Below are 22,371 nucleotides of genomic sequence, written 5' to 3'. Positions count from 1 at the left end.
CGCTCCGGCGCTACAGGCGGCGTTGCGGCAACTGCACGTAACGCGGCGCGGAAAGGTCGGCTGCCGAGCGGCCGGCGTAGACCGCGTAGCGGCCCGCGTGGATCACCCAGCGCTGCGTCGCGGTGTCGAACCCGGCCAGCAGACGCGGCTCCAGTTCGACGCTTACCTCACGCGACTGCCCCGGCGCCAGCACCACCTTGCCGAAGCCGGCCAGCCGCCGCACCGGCGAGCCGGGCACCTGCACGTAGATCTGCACCACGTCCGCACCGTCGCGCTTGCCCGTATTGCGCACGGTCACGCGCGCGCGGGGCCGGCCGTCATGCATCTCCACCACCGGCTCGCCATGGGCGAAGCGCGTGTAGGAAAGGCCGAAGCCGAACGGGAACAGCGGCTCGCGGTGCGTGCGCTGGAACCAGCGGTAACCGACGTCGGCGCCTTCGATGCCGTAGTCGACGCTGGTCGCTGCGGAGGTGCCTGCCGTGGCGCCCGGCAACTGTGGCCGCGGCAACTGGTCCAGTGCGCGCGGCCAGGTGATCGGCAACCGGCCGGACGGGTCGACCTTGCCGAACAGCAGGTTCGCGATGGCCACGCCGCCGGCGCTGCCCGGATACCAGGCCTGCAGCACGGCGCCCACGCGATCGAGCCATGGCATCGCCACCGGGCTGTTGGTCTCCAGTACCACCACCGTATGCGGGTTGGCCCGGGCGACCGCATCCACCAGCGCATCCTGGTTCCCCGGCAGCCTGAGGTCGGCCGCGTCAAAGGACTCGGCCGCCCACTGCGTGACGAACACCACCGCCACCTGCGCGTGCGCGGCCAGTGCCGCTGCAGCGGCCACGTCGTCGCCGCTGGCGAAGTCCACCTTCGCTCCGCCGGCGAGGGCCTGGATCGCGGCCAGCGGTGCGGACGGATCGAACGTCACCGGCCCCGGCCAGGTCGCCGGCTCCAGGCCCGGCACCGCATTGCCGCCATACGGCGTCACCATCGAGGAGCCGCCACCGGCCATCACGCCCTTGTCGGCATGGCCGCCGATCACGGCGACGGACTTCAGGTCGCTTGCCAGCGGCAGCAACGCATCCTGGTTGCGCAGCAGCACCGCGCCGGCCTCCAGCGTGTGCTGCGCCACCGCCAGGTGGGCCTGCCGGTCGATCGGGCCCGGCTGCGGGGGATGGTCCATCAGGCCTACCGCGAACATGCTGCGCAGGATGCGCTCGACCATGTCGTCCAGCCGCGCCTGGCTCACCTCGCCGCGCGCGACTGCCTGTTCGAGCGGCTTGCCGAAATAGACCTCCTTGTCGAACGCCTCGGCGGCCGATTCCTGGTCGAGCCCGGCATTGGCGGCCTTTGCCGCGCTGTGCACGGCGCCCCAGTCGGACATCACGTAGCCGGGAAAGGCCCAGTCATGCTTGAGCACCTGTTCGAGCAGGAAGCGGTTCTCGCAGGCCCAGTCGCCGTTGACCTTGTTGTAGGAACACATCACCGAGCCGGGCTTGCCCCGCTCGATGGCCAGTTCGAAGGCGAGCAGGTCCGACTCGCGCATGGCCTGCTCGCCGATGCGCGCGTCGATGGTGTTGCGCGCGGTTTCCTGGTCGTTGAGCGCGAAGTGCTTGACGGTGGCAAGCACGTGCTGGTCCTGGATGCCTCGCACCGCGGCGCCGACCATCGTGCCGGCCAGCAGCGGGTCCTCGCCCGCGTACTCGAAGTTGCGCCCGTTGCGCGGATCGCGCTGCAGATCCATGCCGCCGGCCAGCAGCACGTTGAAGCCCTTGCGCCAGGCCTCGTTGCCGATCATCGCGCCGCCGGCATAGGCCACCTGCGGGTCCCAGCTGGCCGCGGTGGCCAATCCTGCGGGGAGCGAGGTGGCGCCATCGCCCGGGCGCACGTTGATCGGGTTGGCCACGCCCAGGCCGGCATCGCTCAACTGCTGCGCGGGGATACCCAGCCGCGGGATGCCGGCGACGTAGCCGGCCGAGCCGAGGGCACCGGCCGGTTTGGCCAGGCCATGCGCCGGGTCGGGCTCGCCGAACGCGCTGCGGATGAGCTGGAATTTCTCCGCCTGCGTCATCTGGCCGAGCAGGGCGTGCGCACCGGCGTCGGGGGAGGTGGACGGGCCGGTCGGGGCCGGCGATGCCGCGGCGGCGGCGGTGGCCATCAGGCCGAGGGTGAACAGGCCCAAGAGAAACCGGCTCGGGGTGAAAGGGGCGCGGCGCGGCGCCCTCCAGCGGATGCCTTTCATCAGTGCTCCTCCTCGCCAGGTAGGTGGCCTGCCACAGCGCGGCGGCAGCTCGGTTCAACACCCTTACCCTTGAATTCCGGTCAAGGCTGACTTGCGAATATATCGCTTTTTGGCCGCTAGCCCACGGCGTACCTTGAGCGCACCCCAAGGCAACACCCCCACCGGAGTCCATCCATGAAACCGCTCTGGAAGCAGTTGCTGTACCTGCACGGCCACGCCCTCCCTGCCACGGAACTGCGCTGGCGCGAAGATGCGCCGGCAACGCGCGGCCGCCGTGCACCCACCGCCAAGCCGGTAGCGCCGATGCTGCGCTGGCGCGCGGTGGTGCGCGCCGCGCTGATCGGCTAATCCCACGCAGTCCGGGACGTTGCCCTGGTGAGTCACGCACCAGGGCAACGCTTGATTCCCTGCGGCGCCGCTCCATCTGCGTAAGGATCCCCGCTGCGACAGGAATCCCCATGCAACTGCGTCCGCTAGGCCGCTCGCCGCTCTCCATCGCCCCGCTCGCCTTCGGCGGCAACGTGTTCGGCTGGAGCGTGGACCAACCGCGCGCCTTCGAACTGCTCGACGCCTTCGTCGATGCCGGTTTCAACCTCATCGATACGGCGGACGTCTATCCGGCCTGGGTGCCAGGCAACCGGGGCGGCGAGTCGGAGGCGATCATCGGCCGTTGGCTCAAGGCCAGCGGCAAGCGCGACAAGGTGGTGATCGCCACCAAGGTGGCCAAGTGGGCCGAGCAGCCGGGCCTGTCGCCGGTCAACATCCAGCAGGCGGTGGAAGGCTCGCTCAGGCGCCTGCAGATCGACTGCATCGACCTCTACCAGGCCCACGAGGACGACGCCTCGGTGCCACTGGCCGAGACACTCGGCGCGTTCGGGCGGCTGATCGAGCAGGGCAAGGTGCGCGCGATCGGCGCCTCGAACTACACCGCCGACCGCTTCGCCGAGGCGCTGCGGATGTCGGCCCAGCACGGCCTGCCGCGCTACGAGTCGCTGCAGCCCGAGTACAACCTGCTGCGGCGCGCCGGCTACGAGCGCGAGCTGGAGCCGTTGGTGCGCCGCGAGCAGGTCGGCGTGATCAGCTACTACGCGCTGGCCAGCGGCTTCCTCTCCGGCAAGTACCGCAGCGAGGCGGACCTGGCCAAGAGCAGCGCACGCGGCGGCGCGGCCAAGCGCTTCCTCAACCCGCAAGGCTTGCGCGGGCTCGCCGCGCTGGACGGGGTCGCCGCTGCGCACCATGCCTCGCCCGCGCAGGTGGCGCTGGCCTGGCTGATCGCCCGCCCCGGCCTCACCGCGCCGATCGCCAGCGCCACCAGCGTGGCGCAGTTGCACGAGCTGCTGGGCGCGGTGCGGCTCTCGCTGGCGCCGGATGAGATCGCGCAGCTGGACCTGGCCAGCGCGGAAGCCTGAGTCTTCAGCCGCCGGATGCGGGCTTGGCGGGTGACGCTTCGCCCGCATCCGGCCCTACGTCGTCCGGCGCCTCGATCGTGGCGCCGTCCGCCCGCAGCGCCTGCAGGTAGGGGCCCGGCCGCAGCAACTCGTCGATCGGCAGCAGGGCGAAGGTCTGCTGGTGGTTAGCGAGCGCCTCACGCGCGGCGGCGACCCAGGTGGCGACGACTTTCGCCGGCACGTCGGCCACGCCCAGCTGGCGGGCGAACCCGGCCGCCGAGAGCGCCTGCACGCAGGCATCGCGCGCCTGGCTGTCGGGCATGCCCCGCAGCGCCTCGATGTCGCCGATGGCCCAGGCATCGGCGCGCGCGCTCATCGTCGGCAGGTCGTGCTCGACGCTGTCGAGCGTGCGCGCGAAGCACTCCACGTCCTGCGGCCCGGCCTTGCGGAAGGCCTTGAGCGCGTCGCGCGGATGCTCGATCACCACCTTGTAGTCGGCGTGGATGCGCGGCACGCCGTGTTGTTCGGCCAGCGCATCGACCGCGTTGCGCACGCCCGCATCGCCGGTGAGGCCGTAGGCCTTGCGGGCGCGCTTCTCCAGCTCCATCGCGGCGAACATGGGCCGCCAGCGCTCGATGCCGTTGTCGTGGCCGATGAAGCGCGCCTTGAGCGCCTGCCAGCGCTGGTACAGCGGCGCGGGCAGCACCTCTTCCAGGCGCCGGCCATCCTCGTTCTTGCGCGCCGCATAGGCGGAGGGCAGCAGGAACAGCTTGGCGAAGAAACCCGCCTTGACCTCGAAATCGGCGTGCGGCGGCTCGAGCAGCTCCTGCGAGCCGGCGATCGCCGCGGCTACCTCGTCCGAGCGCCACTGCACCTGGGCGGGCATCGCCGGCACCAGGCCCAGCACCCACATCACGTGACCGTTACGGCTGACCTTCCACAGGCCAGGCCCGGGCTGCACGCCGCTGACCGAGACCGCCGGCAGGTCCACCGCATGCACGGTGGACGCAGCGGCCGGCACCGACTGCGCGTGCAACGACGCACCGCCGGCCAGCGCCAGCATCAACCCCAGCGCCAGCCAGTGGCCCCGCATGCGCTACTTGTCCAGCTTGGCGAGCGCGGCGTTGAAGCTCGCGCTGGGCCGCATCGCGGCGCCGGTGCGCGCAAGGTCCGGGTGGTAGTAGCCGCCGATGTCCACGCGCTTGCCCTGCGCGCCGTTCAACTCGGCCACGATGGTTGCTTCGTTGTCGGCCAGCGCTTTCGCCAGCGGCGCGAAGGTGGCCGCAAGCTGCGTGTCCTCGTCCTGCGCGGCCAGCGCCTGCGCCCAGTACAGCGCCAGGTAGAAATGGCTGCCGCGATTGTCCAGCTCCCCGACCTTGCGCGCGGGCGACTTGTTGTTGTCCAGGATCTTGCCGTTGGCCTGGTCCAGCGCCTTGGCCAGAACGGCGGCGCGCCGGTTGCCGTAGCGCTCGGCCAGATGCTCGAAGGAGGCGGCCAGTGCGAGGAACTCGCCCAGCGAGTCCCAGCGCAGGTAGTCCTCGTCCAGGAACTGCTGCACGTGCTTGGGCGCCGAGCCGCCGGCGCCGGTCTCGAACAGGCCGCCACCGGCCATCAGCGGCACGATCGAAAGCATCTTGGCGCTGGTGCCCAGCTCCATGATCGGGAACAGGTCCGTGAGGTAGTCGCGCAGCACGTTGCCGGTCACCGAGATGGTGTCCTGGCCCTTGCGGATGCGCTCAAGCGAAAAGGCCATCGCCTCGACCGGTGGCAGGATGCGGATGTCCAGGCCCGCGGTGTCATGCTCCTTGAGGTAGCGCTCGATCTTGGCGATCAGCTGCGCGTCGTGCGCGCGCTGGGGATCCAGCCAGAACACGGCGGGCGTGGAGCTCAGGCGCGCGCGGCTGACGGCGAGCTTGACCCAGTCGCGGATCGCCGCGTCGCGGGTATTGCACATGCGCCAGATGTCGCCGGCCTCGACCGCGTGCTCGAACAGCGCGCGGCCGTCCTGGTCGGTCACGCGCACCGTGCCGGCGGCAGCGACCTGGAAGGTCTTGTCGTGCGAGCCGTACTCCTCGGCCTTCTGCGCCATCAGGCCCACGTTGGGCACCGAGCCCATGGTGGCCGGGTCGAACGCGCCGTGCGCCTTGCAGTCCTCGATCACCGCCTGGTAGATGCCGGCGTAGCAGCGGTCGGGGATCAGCGCCGCGGTGTCCTGCAGCTGGCCTTGCGCGTTCCACATTTTCCCCGAGTCGCGGATCATCGCCGGCATCGAGGCGTCGACGATCACGTCGGAGGGGACGTGCAGGTTGGTGATGCCCTTGTCCGAGTTGACCATCGCCACGGCCGGGCGCTTTGCGTACTCGGCCTGGATGTCGGCCTTGATCGCCGCCTGCTTGTCTTCCGGCAGCTGGGCCAGGCGCGCGTAGAGGTCGCCGATGCCATTGTTGGCGTCGAAGCCGATCTGCTTGAGCTCGGCCGCGTGCTTGTCGAGCACGTCCTTGTAGAACTCGCCCACCACCACGCCGAACATGATCGGGTCGGAGACCTTCATCATGGTGGCCTTCAGATGCAGCGAGAACAGCACGCCGTCGGCCTTGGCGCGCGCGATCTCGGCGCCGATGAAACGCGCCAGCGCGGCGCGGCTCATGACCGCTGCGTCGACGATCTCGCCCGCCTGCACGGCGACCTTCTCCTTGAGCACGGCGGCCGTACCGTCCTTCGCGAGCAGCTCGATCTTCAGGCTGCCGGCCTTGTCCATCGTGGCGGACTGCTCGCTGCCGTAGAAGTCGCCGCCGTCCATGTGCGCCACGCGCGTCTTCGAGTCGGCGCTCCACGGGCCCATCTTGTGCGGGTGCTTGCGCGCGTAGTTCTTCACCGAGGCCGGCGCACGGCGGTCCGAATTGCCCTCGCGCAGCACCGGGTTGACCGCGCTGCCCTTGACCTTGTCGTAGCGCGCCTTGACGTTGTACTTCTCCACGTCGCCGTGCGGCTCGTCCGGGTAGTCCGGCAGCGCGTAGCCCTGCGCCTGCAGCTCCTTGATCGCGGCCTTGAGCTGCGGCACCGAAGCGCTGATGTTGGGCAGCTTGATGATGTTGGCCTCTGGCGTGGTGGCCAGCTGGCCGAGCTCGGCCAGGTCGTCGGCGATCTTCTGGTCGTCCCTCAGGTACTCGGGAAACTGCGACAGGATGCGCCCGGCCAGCGAGATGTCGCGCGTCTGAACCTCGATGCCCGCCGTATGCGCGAACGCCTGCACGATCGGCAGCAGCGACTGGGTCGCAAGGAAGGGCGCTTCGTCGGTCAGCGTGTAGATGATCTTCGGGCTATCGGACACTTCGGGACCTCTCGCAGGCGTGGAGCCGCGCCGCTCCAGGCGGCCGGCGGGAACGGACAAGAGCGGTGCGCGGCATGCGCGGAATCGGACGCTCTCGGAATGTGGGCCCACCAGGACTCGAACCTGGAACCAAGGGATTCGCGTGGCCCGGAGGTTTCCCGCCGGCGCGGACTATCTCTTCGCCCTCCGTCCAGCCGGTGGCATGGACGGGTGGGGCGCGGGACGCTCTAGCCTGTGATCAAGGGCACTTCATAGCCCCCAGGTAGTCTCTGCACCTTCCGGCGGTGTACCGCCGGCTTGGCTCAGGGTTGCCACCGGCCATGCCGCTGAGGTTTCCCTGAATTCATCCCGTTCCCGTCCGCGCATTACGGCGCGGCGGCACCTTTCGATGAGTCCCCTGCTCTAACCATTGAGCTATAGGCCCGTGGTGGCGATGGTACTTGGGGTGGGGTGGGGATGGGTAGGCGGGGGACGGCGGTTCGGCTCGCGGTAAGCCTGAAAAACTTCGCCCGGAACCTTCGTTCTCCGAGGGAACAAACGACGACGCCCGCGCGGGGCGGGCGTCGTGGCGGTGCTTAGGATCGCGCTTACTCGAGGTCGAGGAACGAGCGCAGCTGCTCCGAGCGGCTCGGGTGGCGCAGCTTGCGCAGCGCCTTGGCCTCGATCTGGCGGATGCGCTCGCGGGTGACGTCGAACTGCTTGCCTACTTCCTCGAGGGTGTGGTCGGTGTTCATGTCGATGCCGAAGCGCATGCGCAGCACCTTCGCTTCCCGCGGGGTTAGGCCGGCCAGCACGTCCCGCACGGTCTCCATCAGGCCCGTCTCGGTCGCCGACTCGATCGGCGAGGAGGCGTTGGTGTCCTCGATGAAGTCGCCCAGGTGCGAGTCCTCGTCGTCGCCGATCGGGGTCTCCATGGAGATCGGCTCCTTGGCGATCTTGAGCACCTTGCGGATCTTGTCCTCGGGCATCTCCATCTCCTTGGCCAGCTCCTCCGGCGTCGGCTCGCGGCCGAACTGCTGGAGCATCTGGCGGGAGATGCGGTTCAACTTGTTGATCGTCTCGATCATGTGCACCGGGATGCGGATGGTGCGCGCCTGGTCGGCGATCGAGCGGGTGATCGCCTGGCGGATCCACCAGGTGGCGTAGGTCGAGAACTTGTAGCCGCGGCGGTATTCGAACTTGTCCACCGCCTTCATCAGGCCAATGTTGCCCTCCTGGATCAGGTCCAGGAACTGCAGCCCGCGGTTGGTGTACTTCTTGGCGATGGAGATCACCAGGCGCAGGTTCGCCTCGACCATTTCCTTCTTGGCGCGGCGGGCCTTGGCCTCGCCGATCGACATGGCGCGGTTGATTTCCTTGATGTCGGTCAGCGGCAGGAACAGCTTCTTCTCGATCGCGGCGAGCTTGTCCTGCTCGGCGTCGATCGACTCGCGGTGCGTCTTGATGTTGGGCGACCACTTCTGGCGCTTGCGCGAGAGCTCGGCGGCCCACTCGGCATTGCCTTCGTTGCTCGGGAAGGTCTTCAGGAACTCGGCCTTGGGCATCTTCACCTGCTTGACGAAGATGTCCATCAGCACACGCTCGTGGTGGCGAATGTCGCCCACCACTTCGCGCAGCTTGCGTACGAAGCTGTCGATCAGCGCGGACGGCAGCTTGAGCTTCAGGAACTCCTCGGCCATCTGGTCGCGCAGCTTGACGATCTTCTTGTCGGTGATGCCGGTGGCCTTGGGCGCGGCCTTCTGGAACTTGGCGTAGTAGTCGCGCAGGAGCTCCATGCGGCGCTTGACCTCCTCCGGATCCGGACCGGTCGGGCCGGCCTCCTCTTCCTCGGCGGCCTCGACTTCCTCTTCCTCTTCCTCGTCGGCCTCGCTGTCGACCGCATTGGCCGCCGCTTCCTCGGCTTCGGCCAGGGCGGCGTCGGCGGCCTGCTCCAGGTCGGCGAAGCCGGCCAGGATCTCGGACAGGCGGCGCTTGCCGTCCAGGTGCTGGTCGTACTCCTCCAGCAAGAGCTCGATGGTCAGCGGGAAGCTGGCCAGCGCGGTCTGCACCTGCGCCAGACCCTCCTCGATGCGCTTGGCGATGGCGATCTCGCCTTCGCGGGTGAGCAGCTCCACCGTACCCATCTCGCGCATGTACATGCGCACCGGATCGGTGGTGCGGCCCACTTCGGCGTCGACGGCCGAGAGCAGCGCGACCGCTTCCTCGGCGGCCGCCTCGTCGTCGGTGCCCGAACCGGGGGCGTTGTCGGCCAGCGGGTCGGCGTCCGGCGCGGCGTCGTGCACCTCGATGCCGACGCCCTTGAGCACCGCCATGATGTCTTCGATCTGCTCCGGATCGACAATGTCGTCGGGCAAGTGGTCGTTGATCTCGGCGTACGTCAGGTAACCCTGTTCCAGGCCCTTGGAGATGAGCGCCTTGATTTCAGACTGTTGCTCGGGAGCTTTGTTGTTCATACCTACCGCCGGGATGCAGGAACCGATCAGTATAGCGATGTGGCGCTTTTTTGACCAGTTCGGGAGTGAAAAAATTCATCGGCCGCCTACGCAAAAATCGCGCCAGATGGGCGTTTGCGCAGTGGGCCAGCTTGTTCGTGGAGGGCGCTTGTGCTGCTCATGGCACGTCGAGCCAGAAGGTGACGGGGCCGTCGTTGACTAGCCGAACTTCCATATGGGCGCCGAAGCGCCCGGTTTCCACCCCTCCGGCGTGCGTTGCCCGAGCCAGTTCCACCAGGCGCTCGAACCAGCGCCGTCCGTGCTCTGGCGGGGCGGCGGAGGTGAAGCTCGGCCGCATGCCCGAGCGGGTATCGGCGGCCAGCGTGAACTGACTGACCAGCAGCAGGCCGCCGCCGGTGTCGGCCAGCGAGCGGTTCATGCGCCCGGCTTCGTCGGCGAACACACGGTAGCCGAGCAGGCGTTCCAGCATCCGCCTGGCCTGCGCCTCGCCGTCGGCGGGCTGCACCGCCACCAGCGCCAGCAGCCCCGGGCCGATCGCGCCCACGCACTGATCCTCGACCACCACGCTGGCGGACTGCACGCGCTGGATGAGGCTGATCATGCCGGGGGTAACGTCCGCAGGGCGTCCCTGCAAGAATACGGGATGGTCCGTCCTTAGCGGCAGGCCCGCCGTTCCCTTGATCGCCGCAGAGAGCGGCCCGGACCCCACGCCGACGATGCGCCCCGACGTCTACTTGCTCTATCTCGCACTACGCCTGCTGGGCCTGCTGCCGTTGCGGTGGCTGCAGGGCGCGGGTGCGCTTTTTGGCCGTCTGTTGCGATGGCGGCGGGGCCGCACGGCGCACGTCACCGCGGTCAACCTGTCGATCGCGCGGCCGGGACTTGCGCCTGCGGCCCGGGCGGCGCTGCTCCGCGAGGTGATGGCCGAGGGCGGCAAGTCGGGCGCGGAGATCGTCAAGGTCTGGGGCGCCGGCGCCGAAAGGGCGCTGGGGCTGGTGCGCGAGGTACGTGGCGGCGACCTGCTGGATGCGGCGCTGGCCGAGGGCCGCGGCGTGATCATCGCCGCGCCGCACCTGGGCTGCTGGGAGCTGCTCAACTACTGGCTGTGCAGCCGCACGCCGATGGCGATCCTCTACCGCCCGCCGCGGTTCCCAGCGGTGGAGCAGCTGCTGCGCAAGGTGCGCGGCGCGCTGGCGCCGGAGCAGGTGCGGGCCGAGGGCGCCGGCGTGCGCGCGCTGTACAAGCGGCTCGCCGCCGGCGGCGCGGTGGGCATTCTGCCCGACCAGAAGCCGCGCGCCGGCGAAGGCGAGTTCGCGCCGTTCTTCGGCCGCGACGCCCTGACCATGGTGCTGCTGCCGCGGCTGGCGTCGCGCACCGGAGCCGCCGTGCTGTTCGCCTTCGCCGAGCGGTTGCCGCACGGCGCGGGCTTCCGCATCCACCTGCTGCCGGCGCCCGCGGGGCTGGACGATGCCGATCCGCGGCAGGCCTGCGCGGCATTGAACCGTGGCGTGGAGGCCTGCGTCGAGGTCGCGTTCGCGCAATACCAATGGCATTACCGGCGCTGGTCGGCCCACGGCCTGCCCAATCCGTACGACGGACGCGGATGATCCTTCCCCGGCGTCCGCGGGGAAGGATCCCGAGGGAAAAGCCGAGGCCGTTCGTCCCGCCCTATTCCCGCTCCAGCCGCCGCAGGAACACGGACATCTCCTTCTCCGCCTGCTTGTCCCCGCGCTGGCTGGCCACCGCGATGCCCTGGCGCCAGGCCGCGGCCGCGGCCTCGTGGTCGTCCATCGCCAGGCAGGCCTTGCCGAGCAGCTTCCACGCCGCCGAGTAGCCGGCGTCGAAGTCGAGCGCACGGCGCAGTTCGGCCGCGGCCTCGGCCGGCTGGCCTTCACCGAGCAGGGCGTTGCCGAGCGAGAACCTGAGCAACGCCCCGTCGCGCGGCCCACCGCATTGCGCGCGCAGGCCGGCGATCAGCGCGACGTTCACGGCAGCGGCCGGTAACGGCCGTCGGTGCCGGGATAGATGCGCGTGGGCTGGGCCGGTTCCGGCGGGCGCTGGCCCATGCGCAGATCGGCCAGCGTGGCAGCCGGCCAGACCACCAGCCAGGAGGAGCGGAACGGCTGCACCAGCAGCGGATAACGCAGCGCGTCGGCATCGAGCTTGCCCGGATGCGTCACGATCAGGCCGTCCGGATGGGTGCGGGCGAAGGCCTCGACCGCCGCGTCACCCTGCAGCTCGGTGATCGGATTCTCCAGCCGGCCGGCGAAGTGGAACTGGCCCTCGTACACGCCCGTGAAGCCGATCGCGCGGTTCTGCGCGTCGGCCGCGTGCAGCAGGCGGGTGGCCGGCGTGAGGTCGTAGCGCGGCCACAGCGTCAGGGTGAACAGCGTGTTGACCGCCAGCGTGCCGAGCAGTCCGGCGAACGCCAGCCGGCGCATCTCGCCGCGGCCACGCAGCAGCAGCAAGCCACCCAGCAGCAGGAATACCACGCTGAAGAAGCGGCTGTAGGGAGCGGTGGTCTCGAACCAGTCGCCGTGCAGGCGCCCGGCGCGCACCAGCCAGGGCAGCACGAACAGGAACACCGCGAAGGCGATGCCGCCCAGCGCCAGCGGCCAGGTGCCCAGCCAGCCGTTGTAGGCCAGCGGCGGACGCCGCTCGCGCAGCAATGCGACCGCCCCGGCCACCAGCAGCACCGCGCCGGCGAACTCCGGCAGCGGGTAGTACAGCTGCTTGCCGCTGATCAACGAGAAGGTGAGGAACACCGGCATTACCCAGCACAGCGCGAAACGCACGCCCGCATCGAGTGGCCGCCGCAGCAGCGCCAGCGCCACCCAGGCTCGCGGCCAGCCGCTGAAGGGGAACAGCAGCAGCGGCAGCGCCACCAGGTACCACCACACCGGGCGGGCATGGTCGAAGGCGTTCACCACGCGGCCGGCGGTCTGGGTGAAGAACAGCCGCTGGCGGTAGGCCTCGCCGCCACTGAAGCCGGCCGGCAGCGCCCAGGCCAGCAACATCGCGAAGCCGAGCAGGAAGGCGAGCAGGCCGCCGCCATACCAGCGCGCGCGGTTCCGGTTCGCCCAATCGTTCCACAACGGACCGAGCAGCCACGGGAACACCACGTGCAGGGCCATCACCGGACCCTTGGTCAGCAGGCCCAGCCCCAGGCAGATGCCGAACAGCCACCAGCGCGGCTCCTCCCGCGAGGGCGTGCGCGTCAGGCACAGCAGCGCCGCCAGCACCCACACCGCCAGCAGTACGTCGTACATCACCTGCAGGCCGAACAGGAAGGCGTAGGACAGCGCCAGCAGCATCCACGGCGACGCCCTGGCCACCCACGGCCGATCGGGGAACAACCGCCGCGCCAGCGCCGCCAGCAGCACCAGCTGGCTGCCGCCGAAGACCACCTCCAGCACGCGCGGCCAGACGTCGTTCACGCCGAAGGCGAACCAGCCGGCCTGGATCATCCAGAACAACAGCGGCGCCTTCTCGCTGTACGGCACACCGTTGTTGTAGGGCACCAGCCAGTGGCCGTGCGCCCACATCTCCCAGGCCACCGCCAGCGTGCGCGTCGAATACAGCGGCATCGGGCCGTGCGAGAAGATCGCCAGCAACGCCGCCGCCGCCCACAGCGGCAGCCACGGCCACAGGGCGCGCAAGTGTTCGGAACGACGGTAGGCGTTGGGCTGCACGGAGAGGCTCGTGGCTGGGAAGACCCCGATTCTAGCCCGAGCGGTGCGACGGAGCCGGCGCTAGCGCGGCAGCCACGCCGGGCCCCAGTAGCCGATGCGCCGGCGCAGCTTGAGCTTGCGCCAGAGGTTGAGCGGCTTGGCGCGGCGGTTGCGCCCGCCTGCGGCGACGAAGGCGTCGATGGCGGCGAGTACGCGCTCGCTCGCATGGCCGTCGCGATAAGGATGGATCGCGTCGGCATAGTTGCGGATCGCCGCCATCAGCTCGGGCGGCCGCGCCAGCGCACGCTCGATCGCCGGTTCGAATTGCGCCGGGTCGTCGATGTCGATCAGTTGCGCCCCCGGGCGGCGGTTCTTGAACGTGACCACCGGCTTGCCGGTGAGCAGGAATTCATTGAGCGCCGAGGAGGTGTCCGAGCACATCATGTCCACCTGCGGGAACAGCTCGAGGATGTTGTCGTTCTCCGCGAAGCTCAGGTACTCGTTCTCGAGCGCCCTGTACTTGGCCACGGTCTCCGGATTCATCTTCGGGTGGAAGGTGACGATCCAGCGCCAGCGTCCGTCGCGCGAAAGCCGCTTGACCTCGTCGTACAAAGTCTCCGCCGCGCTCCAGGAAGGCGAGAAGGTGGAGTGGTAGAGGATCACCGGCGGCGTGCGCACCGGCGGCACGGGACCTGCGATCTGCTTGAGGAACGGATCGAGCTTGGGCCAACCGGTCTCGGCCACGCTGAAGTGGCCCAGCCGGTCGGCCAGCGCCTGGAACTGCGCGGTGTCGCGCGGACCGGTGGTGCAATACAGGTCGAAGAAGCCGCGGATGTAGATGTGCCGCGGCTTGCCCGCGTCGAAGCCGTGGAAGACCTCCACCTTCACGCCGGGGAAGAAGTGCGGCAGGTGATTGCCGGGCGTGAGCACCGCCACCGGCTTCCAGCGGCGCACCTCCTGCACGCTCAGCAGGCGCTCGTCGGCGGCCAGGTCCTCCGCGCCCGGTCCGTCGAAGAACCACGCCGCCTCGTCGCCGCGCGCGCGGATCGCCGCCTGCAGCGGGCGCAGGATGGCCAGCGCGTAGCGTTCGGAACCGTAGAGCAGGTAGTGCCGCGTGGAGGACGTTTGCATGGAGGTATCGCAGTCTCGGGTGAGGGCCTTGCGGCGCGGTCAGCGGCCCAGCCCGTGCCGCGCGAGCGCCGCGCCGGCGCGCTCGACCGAAGCGCGGTTGTGCACCATCTCGTAGTAGCGCATGCGCTTGTACAGCGCGTAGCTCGCCGCCGTCTGCGCGATCATGAAGCCGCGCCAGCCGTCGAGGAAGGCGAGCCGGAACAGGTAATCCTTCACGAAGGCGAGCACGTACACGAACGGCGCCTGCCACATGCGCGCCGGCTTGCCCTTGTCGAGCCAGTCGCGGCACTTGAGCTCGGCGTAGCGCAGCACCTTGAGCTGCTTGTGCACCAGGGTGGGATTGTTGACGTGGTCGAACGGCGCGTCGAGGGTGGGCGCGCTGCCCTCGAAGCGCAGCGATTCGTGCACGCGCGCATCGGTCCAGCGCGCACGGGCGCGGTGGTACAGACGGGCCATCTTCTCGCCCACCGCCGGGCGGTACCAGCGCATCGGCCGGCCCATGTAGACGGTGCGCCGGCGCAGCCAGGCGGCCGACGCGTCGCCCGCCATCAGCGCAGGCAGGCGGCGTTCCATTTCGGCAGCAAGTTCGGGCGAGAGGAATTCGTCCGCGTCCAGCGCCAGGATCCAGTCGTGCGCGCATTGGGTGGTGGCGAAGTTGCGTTGCGGCCCGAAGCCGAGCCAGTCCTGGTGGACCACCCGCGCGCCATGCGCCTGCGCGACCGCCACCGTGGCGTCGTCGCTGCCTGAATCGACGACGAGCTTTTCCGCCGCGAAGGACACGCTGTCCAGGCAGCGCGCGATGTTTTCGGCCTCGTTGTGGGTAATGACGACGAGGGTCAGGGGCAAGGTAGCCATGCGGGCATTCTAGGGTGCCGGCTGCGTGCCGCGCAGCCGACAGCTCGTGCGCTGGCCGACGCGCACGGCCAGGCCGAGCACCAGGAAGAAGAAGAACGATTGCGACATCACGCGGTAGAACACGCTCTCGCCGAGGGCGCACAGCAGGTATAGCACCACGATCGCCAGCCCCGCGCTGGCAGTGGCCGCCACCGTCGCGTCCGGATCGCGCAGGCGCCTGCCGAACCAGGCCAGCGGCAGCCCGAACACGGCCAGCAATGCGAGCAGCTGCGGCACGCCTCCGGTCGCCAGCGCGCGCAGGTACTCGTTATGCGGCTGGTTGTAGCGGGCGATGGACGGATCGGCGCGCCCGGCCGCGATCTCTTGCTGCACGTACTTGTCGAACCGGCCGATGCCGATCCCGGCCAGCGGGTGCTCGGCAAACGCACGCAGCGCCGTGCGCCACATCTCCAGTCGCTGGCCGACCGAGCCGTCCGGATCACCTCGATCGAAGCCGGCGACCTCCTGGTGGATGCTGTCGAACCGCCCGAGCATGGCGCCATGCAGCGTCATGACGGCGAGCGCGCCGCCCATGCAGACCGCAGCGCCCACGGCCAGGACTCCCCGCCAGCGGCCGCTGCGCCGAGCGTGCACCAGCAATACGAGCAGGAACGCCGGCACGAACGCCAACAGCGGCCCGCGGCTCTGCGTGAGCAACGCGCCGTATATGCCGAACACCATCGCCGCGACGTGCAGCCACCAGCGTTTGCTGCCGGCGCGCGCGTGCAGCACCTGCACCAGCGCCAGCAGCGCCAGCCCGAGCAACACAGTGGCGCACTCGATCGCACTGGAATCACCGCCGTTGAGGCCATAGGCGCGCGCGATGCCCAGGCCATAGTGCTGCACCAGACAGACCGACCCCAGGCCGATCGCGGTGAAGCTGAAGCCCGCCCACACCAGCGTCATGCGCAACGGCCGGGCGAACACCGCCGCCACCACCACGTACAACAGCACGTGCGCTGCATGGTCCAGCGGACGCACGCCCAGCCGGTGCCATAGCACGTTGCCGACATCGAGCGCGGCCAGCACCAGTGCGCCGGCTGTCACAGGCGCCGCCGCCCGATAGCTGCGGCGAAGCGGCGCGCGCCACAGCGAGGCCACGCCGCCGATGAACAGGAGCGCCACCGGCATGGCCTTGATCCCCGGTTCGATCGAGAATGACAACGGCATCACGGCCAGCAGCGCCGACAGCGCCCAGGTCAGCCATGCATGCGAGGCCGGGTGGCCGGGCTCGCGTTGCAACACTGGCAGGTCCTGGCTGCGCGCGCTCATTCGGGCACGCTCGCATCGGCCGCTTCGGCGGACGGATCGGGCAGGCATCCGGCGATCACGGCATCAGCCTTGAACATCCACCACTCGCGGCGGTTGGCCAGGCCCAGGTCGATCGCGCGGTCGCGGCGCACGCAATGGCCCATCGCCGGCTCCTGCACGAACAGCCAGCGGTGCGTCGGATCACCGGCCTGCCACGCGACCGCCGCCGCGTACTGCTGCTGCCAGGGGCGGGTGAAGCCAAAATCCACGGCAGGCCGGTCGAGCATCAGCAGATTCTGCTCCTTCCAGGCGACCAGGCCGACCGTGTCGCCGGGCTGCATGCGCGCCGCCACCCTGGCCATCAGCCCGGCCGCGGAACTGGACTCGTTGAGCAGCGGCGTGATGCCAAAGCTCCAGCCCAGCCACAGCGCGACCATGCCGCCGCCGACCGCCCATGCCGCGCGGCGCAGCCGCAGCGCGGCCACCAGCAGCAACTGCGCCGCACCGATGGACGCCAGCCACCACCACAGCGCGCGCGCGCCGGCGAAGCCCCGCTCGAGCGCCCATTGCGTGGCGGCCTTGGGCGTGGCCAGGAGCGCATAGGCGCCCGCCACCAGCAGCAGCGTGCCGAACAGCCCGACGAACACCAGCCCCGCCGTGCGCAGCCAGCGCATGCGCAGCAGTTCGTCGAGGAACGGCGCACTGGCAAGCGCGACCATCGGCAAGGCCGGCAGGATGTAGACATCGCGCTTGCCGGCCGGAATCGAGAAGAACACCAGCACCAGCGCGATCCAGGCCAGCGGCAGCAGCACCCGCGCATCCTTGGCCTTCAGCGCGCGCCACCAGCGCGGCAGCGTGCCCGGATAGGTCAGCGACAGCGGCAGCCAGCTGAACAGTACGATCGGCACGTAGTAGAGCGGCGAGTGGATGTGCCCCCACGACTTGGCGTAACGGTCGGCAGTCTGGTGGAACAGGATGTCGCGCACGTAGGCGGCGTAAGCCGGATTCCCGGTATGCGCACGGGCCGCCAGCAACATCGGCACCAGCCACAGCGCGATCGCCGCGAGCACGGCGAGCAGGCCCAGCCACCAGCGCATCGCCTGACCTCGCCCCATCCGCACCACGCCGTTCCAGCCGCGCCGCAACGCGAATGCGTACGGCAGCAACAGCAGCAGCGGCAGGAAACCCACGCCCTTGGTGATCACGCCCAGGCCGGCGCAGAAGCAGCCCAGCCAGTACGCGCGCCAGTCCGGCCCCTTGAGCAGGTGCTTGAGCAGCCCCCAGTTGCCCGCGGTGATAAGGAACATCACCAGCGGATCGATCTGCGCGCGTTTGGTCTGGTAGACGAACTGGAACGCCAGCAGCAGTCCGGCCGCTGCGTACAGGCCCACCTGGCGGTTCCACAGCCGCCGGCCGAGGTCGTAGACCAGCGCAAGCGTGCCCAGGGCCGCCAGCAGCGAGGGAAGCAGGAAGGCAATGCGCCAGTTGCGCACCAGCTCGAAGCTGGCCGCCTCGGTCCACATCAACACCGGCGGCTTGTCGGCGTAGAGCTCGCTGCCGCGGTGGGGGAAGAGCCAGTCGCCGCCCTCGACCATCTGCTTGGCCGCCAGCGTGAAGCGAGGCTCGTCCGATGGCCAGGGATCGCGCAGGCCGATGCCGGCACCGACCACCACCAGGGCGATCAGCATCAGCAGCCAGAAACGGCGGCGGTCCTGCGGCGTGGCATGGGAAAAGGACATGGGCGATCCGTGCGAGGCAGCGAGGGGTTTTAGCTTGGGCGTGCTTACCTGGCGCTGAGCCGCGGTTACCGCTTTTCCAGCACGGCATAGTACATGCCGTCCAGATCGCCATCGCCGGGCAGGATCTGCCAGCCCACGGCGGCCGCCTGCCCCTCCGGCAGGGTGAACGACAGCGCGCGCGCGTCGGGTGCACGCAAGAGCAGGGCTTGGACGGCCGCCTCGTTCTCCGCGCGCAGCAGCGAACAGGTGGCGTACACCAGCCGGCCGCCCGGCTTGAGCAGCGGCCACAGCGCCGCCAGGATGCGCTGCTGCAGCGCAGCCAGCGCGTCGATGTCGCTCGCGCGCCGGTGCAGGCGCACGTCCGGCCGGCGACGCAGCACGCCAGTGGCCGAGCAAGGCGCATCGATCAGGATGCGGTCGTAGGGCTGGCCGTCCCACCACGCTTGCGGCGCACTGGCGTCGCCTGTGCGCAGCTCGGCACGCAGGCCCAGACGATCCAGGTTCTGGGCGATCCGGCGCAGGCGGCCGGGGTCCGAATCCAGGGCGGTGAGGTCGAGGTCGTGGCGTTCGAGCAGGTGGCAAGCCTTGCCACCTGGAGCGGCGCAGGCATCGAGCACGCGCTGGCCGGGGTGGGCGTCGAGCAGGTCGGCGGCGGTCTGGGCGGCGCCGTCCTGCACCGCGAACAGACCCTCGGCGAAGCCCGGCAGGCGGGTGACGTCGCCGCTGTGCGGCAAAACGACGGCGTCGGCAAGCCAGGGGTGCAGTTCGGCCGCCTGGCCGTGCAGGCGCAGGCGTTCGAGCAGCGCCTCCCGCGTGGTGCGGCGGCGGTTGGCGCGCAGCATCAGCGGGGGCTCGCGGTTATCGGCAGCCAGCACCTCCGCGGCCTGGCCAGGCCAGTCGCGGGCGATCACATCGGCCAGCCAGGCCGGATGGGCATGGCGGGTGGAGGGGTGGGCATCGAGGAGGGCCAGCAGCTCGCCGCGCTCGCGCTGCCAGCGGCGCAGCACGGCGTTGACCAGCCCGGCCAGGCGCGGGCGCTTGAGCGCACGGGTCGCCTCGACAGTGGCCGCCACCGCGGCGTAGTCGCTGAGCTGCAGGATTTCCAGCTGCACCAGGCCGAGCACCAGCAGCGCATGCACCTGCGACTCCTTGCGCCGCAGCGGCTGTGCCAGCAGGCGATCCAGCGCCGGATCGAAGCGCAGCCACCAACGTGCGCCCTCGCTCAACAGCGCCATCAGCAGGGCGCGGTCGCGCGGGTCCGGCAGTTTGCCCGCATGGCGTTCCATCGCCTCGCGCAGCGAGGCGCCGCGCAAGGCGATGTCGGCCAGCGCGGTGGCGGCCAGGGCGCGGGTGTCGGTCATGGCCTGGCCCCGCTGCCCGCAGGCCGACCGCCATCGAGCCAACTGCCACCGAGGATGGACGCGCTCGCGAGGGCCACGGGGCCGCGATCGACACCGCATCTCCCTCTTGGGCAGGGGAGCATCGCGTGCCTCACCTGGACGCTCCGCGCAGTTCAGGGCGCGCGTTGAGGTAATCCGCGGCGCTGATGCGCTTGCCACCCGCGCGTTGCAGCGCGGTGATGCGCAGGGCGCCCTCGCCGCAGGCCAGGTCGATGCCGTCGCGGCCGGCCGCCAGCACGGTGCCGGGCGTGGCTCCGTGCCGTCCGTCGATGGCCTGGGCGGCCCAGATCCGGACGTTCTCGCCGGCGAGGGCGCCCTCGGCCACCGGCCAAGGGTCGAACGCGCGCACGGTACGCTCCAGCTCGACTGCCGGGCGGGCGAAATCCAGCCGCGCTTCGGCCTTGTCCAGCTTGTGCGCGTAGGTCGCGCCCTCGGCCGGCTGCGGCACCGCGGCCAGTACCTCGCCAGCGAGCGCATGGCGCAGGCCTTCGGCAAGCGCCTCGGCACCCAGCACGGCGAGCCGGTCGTGCAGCGTGCCGCCGGTATCGCCCGGAAGGATCGGCGTGCGCTTCTCCAACAGCACCGGGCCGGTATCCAGGCCGGCCTCCATGCGCATCAGGTCCACCCCCGTCTCCGCGTCGCCGGCGAGAACCGCGCGCTGGATCGGCGCCGCGCCGCGCCAGCGCGGCAGCAGGCTGGCATGCACGTTCCAGCAGCCGAGCCGCGGCATGGCGAGCATCTTGCGCGGCAGGATCAGCCCGTAGGCGACCACCACCATCAGGTCCGGCGCGTAGCCGGCCAGCGTGGCCTGGGCCTGGGCCGGCTTAAGCGACTCGGGCTGCTCCACCGGCAGGCCGGCAGCGAGCGCGGCCTGCTTGACCGGACTGGGGGCAAGCTTGCGCCCGCGGCCGGCAGGGCGGTCGGGCTGGGTGTAGACGGCGACGACCTGCGCGCCGCTGGCGCGGCAGGCTTCCAGGCAGGGAACGGAGAATTCCGGCGTGCCCGCGAAAACGACGCGGATCAAGCGCTCGCCGCCTGCTTGCGCTGCTTCTCCAGGCGCTTGAGCAGCAGGTTGCGCTTGAGTGGCGAGAGGTAGTCGACGAACACCTTGCCGGCCAGGTGGTCCAGCTCGTGCTGGATGCACACCGCCAGCGGGCCCTCGGCCTCGACCGTGATCTCGTTGCCCTCCACGTCCTGCGCCTTGACCGTGACCTTCAGCGCGCGGGTGACGTCGGCATAGATGCCGGGGAAGGACAGGCAGCCCTCCTGGTACACCTGCGAACCTTCCTTGCCCACGATCTGCGCATTGATCAGCGCGAGCGGCTGGTTGCGCTCCTCGCTCATGTCGGCCACCAGCACGCGCTTGTGCACGTTGACCTGGGTCGCAGCCAGACCCACGCCGTTGGCCTCGTACATGGTCTGGAACATGTCGGCTACGAGCTGCTTCAGTTCGGCGTCGAACGCGGTCACCAGGGCGGCCTGCGTGCGCAGCCGGGGATCGGGAAATTCGAGGATCGGCAGGACGGACATTTCAATCACCTTTAGGCGCCTTCAGATGCGGGCGGATCGGCGGATCGAAAGGCCCCGGCGCAAACTAGAATGGGCCTCATTGTACGGCGGCAAGCTCCCGTGCGGCAGGCGATTTTGCCAACTGCTCCCGGTTGCGGGCCTTCACGGTTCGGTTACACTCGCCCGAGCCTCGGGGGTAGGGGAATCGGAGCATATGATCAAGAAGTCCATCGGGCTGCTGGCCGGCATGCTGGTCACGGTTGCCGTGTATGCCGCCGGCGCCCAGCTGCGCGCCGACCACCCCGATACCTACACCGTGCGCCGCAGCGACACGTTGTGGGACATCTCGGCCAAGTTCCTTTCCAAACCCTGGCTCTGGCCGGAGATCTGGCAAGCCAACCCGCAGGTGCGCAACCCGCACCTGATCTATCCGGGCGACGTGCTCAACCTTTCCTTCATCAACGGCCCGCGGGTGAAGCTGGAGCCGTCCGCGCACCGCGAAGGCGAGGCCGTTCCGGCGATCCCGCTCGACCAGCTGCGCATGTTCCTCAGGGACATGCGCGTGATGGACTCCAAGGCAGTCAGCTCGGCGCCCTACGTGGTCGGCTTCGAGGAGGCGCGGCTGCGCGGCGCGGTCGGCCAGAACCTCTACGTGCGCGGCCTGAAGAGCAGCCCGGGCCAGCGCTGGGCGATCGTCCGCCCGACCCACGTGTTCCGCGGCTTCGCGCAGGGCGGCAAGGGTGACGGCGGCGAAGACGTCGTCGGACACGAGCTGGACAGCGATGTGGCGATGGTCCGCACGCCGTGGTCGGAGGATTTCCGCGACGACGGCCACTACGGCCGCGGCGATGACCTGGGTGTCGAAGTCAGCGTGATCGGCACCGCCGAGACGCTGCGCGATGGCGACCCGTCCACCCTGCTGCTGCTCGATGCCACCCAGGAGATCCGCACCGGCGACCGCGTCCTACCGCTGGATGGCCCCGCTTACGACCCGTACTACTACCCGCACGCACCGCAGTCGCTGCCGCGCAATGCACGGGTGATCGCCTTCGCCGACGCGATGGACGCAGCCGGCCGCCGCCAGGTGGTGGCGCTGTCGATCGGCGCGAAGGACGGCGTGGACAACGGCCAGACCTACGCCCTGTTCCAGCCCGGCGAGCGGGTGCACGACGACGTCGCCAGCAGCAGCTGGGATCGCGGCGTCGGTGAAAAGGTAACCTTGCCGGAGGAGTTCGTCGGCCACGTGATGGTGTTCCGCACCTTCGACCGGGTCAGCTATGGCCTGGTGATGGATGGCCTGCGGCCAGTGCATCGCGGCGACCGCCTGGAACTTCCGCAGTAAGGCTTCCATTTTCGGGATTCTCCGAC

General features: G+C 69.9%; 18 protein-coding genes. 4 read left to right on the top strand and 14 right to left on the bottom strand.

The features are described from left to right. Positions 1–10: 10 nt before the first annotated feature. Positions 11–2,236, bottom strand: a complete 2,226-nt coding sequence (locus VGU65_RS01975; protein WP_414655783.1) for a beta-glucosidase family protein — start codon at positions 2,234–2,236, stop codon at positions 11–13. Positions 2,237–2,410: 174 nt separating this feature from the next. Here VGU65_RS01975 and VGU65_RS01970 point away from each other — a divergent pair, with 174 nt between their 5' ends. Next, positions 2,411–2,584: a hypothetical protein gene (locus tag VGU65_RS01970; RefSeq protein ID WP_327472484.1), complete on the top strand. Its 174-nt coding sequence runs from the start codon at positions 2,411–2,413 to the stop codon at positions 2,582–2,584. Between the two features lie 110 nt (positions 2,585–2,694). Then, complete coding sequence (locus VGU65_RS01965; RefSeq protein WP_327472483.1) at positions 2,695–3,645, top strand: aldo/keto reductase; 951 nt, start codon at positions 2,695–2,697, stop codon at positions 3,643–3,645. Positions 3,646–3,649: 4 nt separating this feature from the next. Here the strand turns inward: VGU65_RS01965 and VGU65_RS01960 are convergent, their stop codons facing one another. From VGU65_RS01960 to dtd, 4 genes are all read right to left on the bottom strand, one after another. Next, complete coding sequence (locus VGU65_RS01960) at positions 3,650–4,717, bottom strand: TraB/GumN family protein (RefSeq protein WP_327472482.1); 1,068 nt, start codon at positions 4,715–4,717, stop codon at positions 3,650–3,652. Between the two features lie 3 nt (positions 4,718–4,720). Then, positions 4,721–6,955, bottom strand: a complete 2,235-nt coding sequence (locus tag VGU65_RS01955; RefSeq protein WP_327472481.1) for an NADP-dependent isocitrate dehydrogenase — start codon at positions 6,953–6,955, stop codon at positions 4,721–4,723. Positions 6,956–7,542: 587 nt separating this feature from the next. After that, positions 7,543–9,408: an RNA polymerase sigma factor RpoD gene (gene rpoD, locus VGU65_RS01950; protein ID WP_327472480.1), complete on the bottom strand. Its 1,866-nt coding sequence runs from the start codon at positions 9,406–9,408 to the stop codon at positions 7,543–7,545. Between the two features lie 157 nt (positions 9,409–9,565). After that, complete coding sequence (gene dtd, locus VGU65_RS01945; RefSeq protein WP_327472479.1) at positions 9,566–10,009, bottom strand: D-aminoacyl-tRNA deacylase; 444 nt, start codon at positions 10,007–10,009, stop codon at positions 9,566–9,568. Between the two features lie 115 nt (positions 10,010–10,124). Here dtd and VGU65_RS01940 point away from each other — a divergent pair, with 115 nt between their 5' ends. Then, complete coding sequence (locus tag VGU65_RS01940; protein WP_327472478.1) at positions 10,125–11,015, top strand: LpxL/LpxP family acyltransferase; 891 nt, start codon at positions 10,125–10,127, stop codon at positions 11,013–11,015. A 61-nt stretch (positions 11,016–11,076) separates the two neighbouring features. Here the strand turns inward: VGU65_RS01940 and VGU65_RS01935 are convergent, their stop codons facing one another. The 9 genes from VGU65_RS01935 to def all read right to left on the bottom strand — a co-directional run bounded on the left by VGU65_RS01935 (position 11,077) and on the right by def (position 21,024). Then, positions 11,077–11,397: a tetratricopeptide repeat protein gene (locus VGU65_RS01935; RefSeq protein ID WP_327472477.1), complete on the bottom strand. Its 321-nt coding sequence runs from the start codon at positions 11,395–11,397 to the stop codon at positions 11,077–11,079. Beyond that, positions 11,394–13,100 carry an ArnT family glycosyltransferase gene (locus tag VGU65_RS01930; RefSeq protein ID WP_327472476.1) on the bottom strand — a complete coding sequence of 569 codons (1,707 nt, stop codon included), beginning with the start codon at positions 13,098–13,100 and terminating at the stop codon, positions 11,394–11,396. Before VGU65_RS01930 ends, VGU65_RS01935 begins: the two co-directional genes overlap by 4 nt. A 60-nt stretch (positions 13,101–13,160) precedes the next feature. Next, entirely contained in the window at positions 13,161–14,210 is a 1,050-nt protein-coding gene (locus VGU65_RS01925; RefSeq protein WP_327472475.1) for a CDP-glycerol glycerophosphotransferase family protein, read from the bottom strand. 39 nt (positions 14,211–14,249) lie between these two features. After that, positions 14,250–15,065, bottom strand: coding sequence for a glycosyltransferase family 2 protein (locus tag VGU65_RS01920; protein ID WP_327472474.1), 816 nt, complete (start codon positions 15,063–15,065; stop codon positions 14,250–14,252). Positions 15,066–15,074: 9 nt separating this feature from the next. Further along, on the bottom strand, positions 15,075–16,376 hold the full coding sequence (locus tag VGU65_RS01915) for an O-antigen ligase family protein (RefSeq protein WP_327472473.1): 1,302 nt from the start codon (positions 16,374–16,376) through the stop codon (positions 15,075–15,077). Next, positions 16,373–18,094, bottom strand: a complete 1,722-nt coding sequence (locus VGU65_RS01910; protein WP_327472472.1) for an ArnT family glycosyltransferase — start codon at positions 18,092–18,094, stop codon at positions 16,373–16,375. The genes VGU65_RS01915 and VGU65_RS01910 overlap by 4 nt, the downstream gene beginning before the upstream one ends. A 65-nt stretch (positions 18,095–18,159) precedes the next feature. Further along, the gene (gene rsmB / locus VGU65_RS01905; RefSeq protein WP_327472471.1) at positions 18,160–19,455 is read right to left on the bottom strand and encodes a 16S rRNA (cytosine(967)-C(5))-methyltransferase RsmB; all 1,296 of its coding nucleotides are present in this window, start codon (positions 19,453–19,455) and stop codon (positions 18,160–18,162) included. A 130-nt stretch (positions 19,456–19,585) separates the two neighbouring features. Next, the gene (fmt, locus tag VGU65_RS01900; protein ID WP_327472860.1) at positions 19,586–20,515 is read right to left on the bottom strand and encodes a methionyl-tRNA formyltransferase; all 930 of its coding nucleotides are present in this window, start codon (positions 20,513–20,515) and stop codon (positions 19,586–19,588) included. After that, on the bottom strand, positions 20,515–21,024 hold the full coding sequence (gene def / locus VGU65_RS01895) for a peptide deformylase (RefSeq protein ID WP_327472470.1): 510 nt from the start codon (positions 21,022–21,024) through the stop codon (positions 20,515–20,517). The genes fmt and def overlap by 1 nt, the downstream gene beginning before the upstream one ends. Positions 21,025–21,217: 193 nt before the next feature. On the opposite strand from def, the gene VGU65_RS01890 reads away from it, so the two are divergent. Beyond that, positions 21,218–22,345 carry a LysM peptidoglycan-binding domain-containing protein gene (locus VGU65_RS01890; RefSeq protein WP_327472469.1) on the top strand — a complete coding sequence of 376 codons (1,128 nt, stop codon included), beginning with the start codon at positions 21,218–21,220 and terminating at the stop codon, positions 22,343–22,345. Positions 22,346–22,371: the final 26 nt, after the last annotated feature.

This window comes from Frateuria sp., from assembly GCF_035943815.1.
GTDB lineage: Bacteria > Pseudomonadota > Gammaproteobacteria > Xanthomonadales > Rhodanobacteraceae > Frateuria_A.
Note: the sequence above shows the minus strand (reverse complement) of the source record. Positions and strands in the feature narration are given on the sequence as shown.

Coding starts and splice junctions, on each gene's coding strand:
- VGU65_RS01975 (WP_414655783.1), bottom strand. CDS start 2,236: ATGAAAGGCATCCGCTGGAGGGCGCCGCGCCGCGCCCCTTTCACCCCG.
- VGU65_RS01970 (WP_327472484.1), top strand. CDS start 2,411: ATGAAACCGCTCTGGAAGCAGTTGCTGTACCTGCACGGCCACGCCCTC.
- VGU65_RS01965 (WP_327472483.1), top strand. CDS start 2,695: ATGCAACTGCGTCCGCTAGGCCGCTCGCCGCTCTCCATCGCCCCGCTC.
- VGU65_RS01960 (WP_327472482.1), bottom strand. CDS start 4,717: ATGCGGGGCCACTGGCTGGCGCTGGGGTTGATGCTGGCGCTGGCCGGC.
- rpoD (WP_327472480.1), bottom strand. CDS start 9,408: ATGAACAACAAAGCTCCCGAGCAACAGTCTGAAATCAAGGCGCTCATC.
- dtd (WP_327472479.1), bottom strand. CDS start 10,009: ATGATCAGCCTCATCCAGCGCGTGCAGTCCGCCAGCGTGGTGGTCGAG.
- VGU65_RS01940 (WP_327472478.1), top strand. CDS start 10,125: ATGCGCCCCGACGTCTACTTGCTCTATCTCGCACTACGCCTGCTGGGC.
- VGU65_RS01925 (WP_327472475.1), bottom strand. CDS start 14,210: ATGCAAACGTCCTCCACGCGGCACTACCTGCTCTACGGTTCCGAACGC.
- VGU65_RS01920 (WP_327472474.1), bottom strand. CDS start 15,065: ATGGCTACCTTGCCCCTGACCCTCGTCGTCATTACCCACAACGAGGCC.
- VGU65_RS01915 (WP_327472473.1), bottom strand. CDS start 16,376: ATGAGCGCGCGCAGCCAGGACCTGCCAGTGTTGCAACGCGAGCCCGGC.
- VGU65_RS01910 (WP_327472472.1), bottom strand. CDS start 18,094: ATGTCCTTTTCCCATGCCACGCCGCAGGACCGCCGCCGTTTCTGGCTG.
- rsmB (WP_327472471.1), bottom strand. CDS start 19,455: ATGACCGACACCCGCGCCCTGGCCGCCACCGCGCTGGCCGACATCGCC.
- def (WP_327472470.1), bottom strand. CDS start 21,024: ATGTCCGTCCTGCCGATCCTCGAATTTCCCGATCCCCGGCTGCGCACG.
- VGU65_RS01890 (WP_327472469.1), top strand. CDS start 21,218: ATGATCAAGAAGTCCATCGGGCTGCTGGCCGGCATGCTGGTCACGGTT.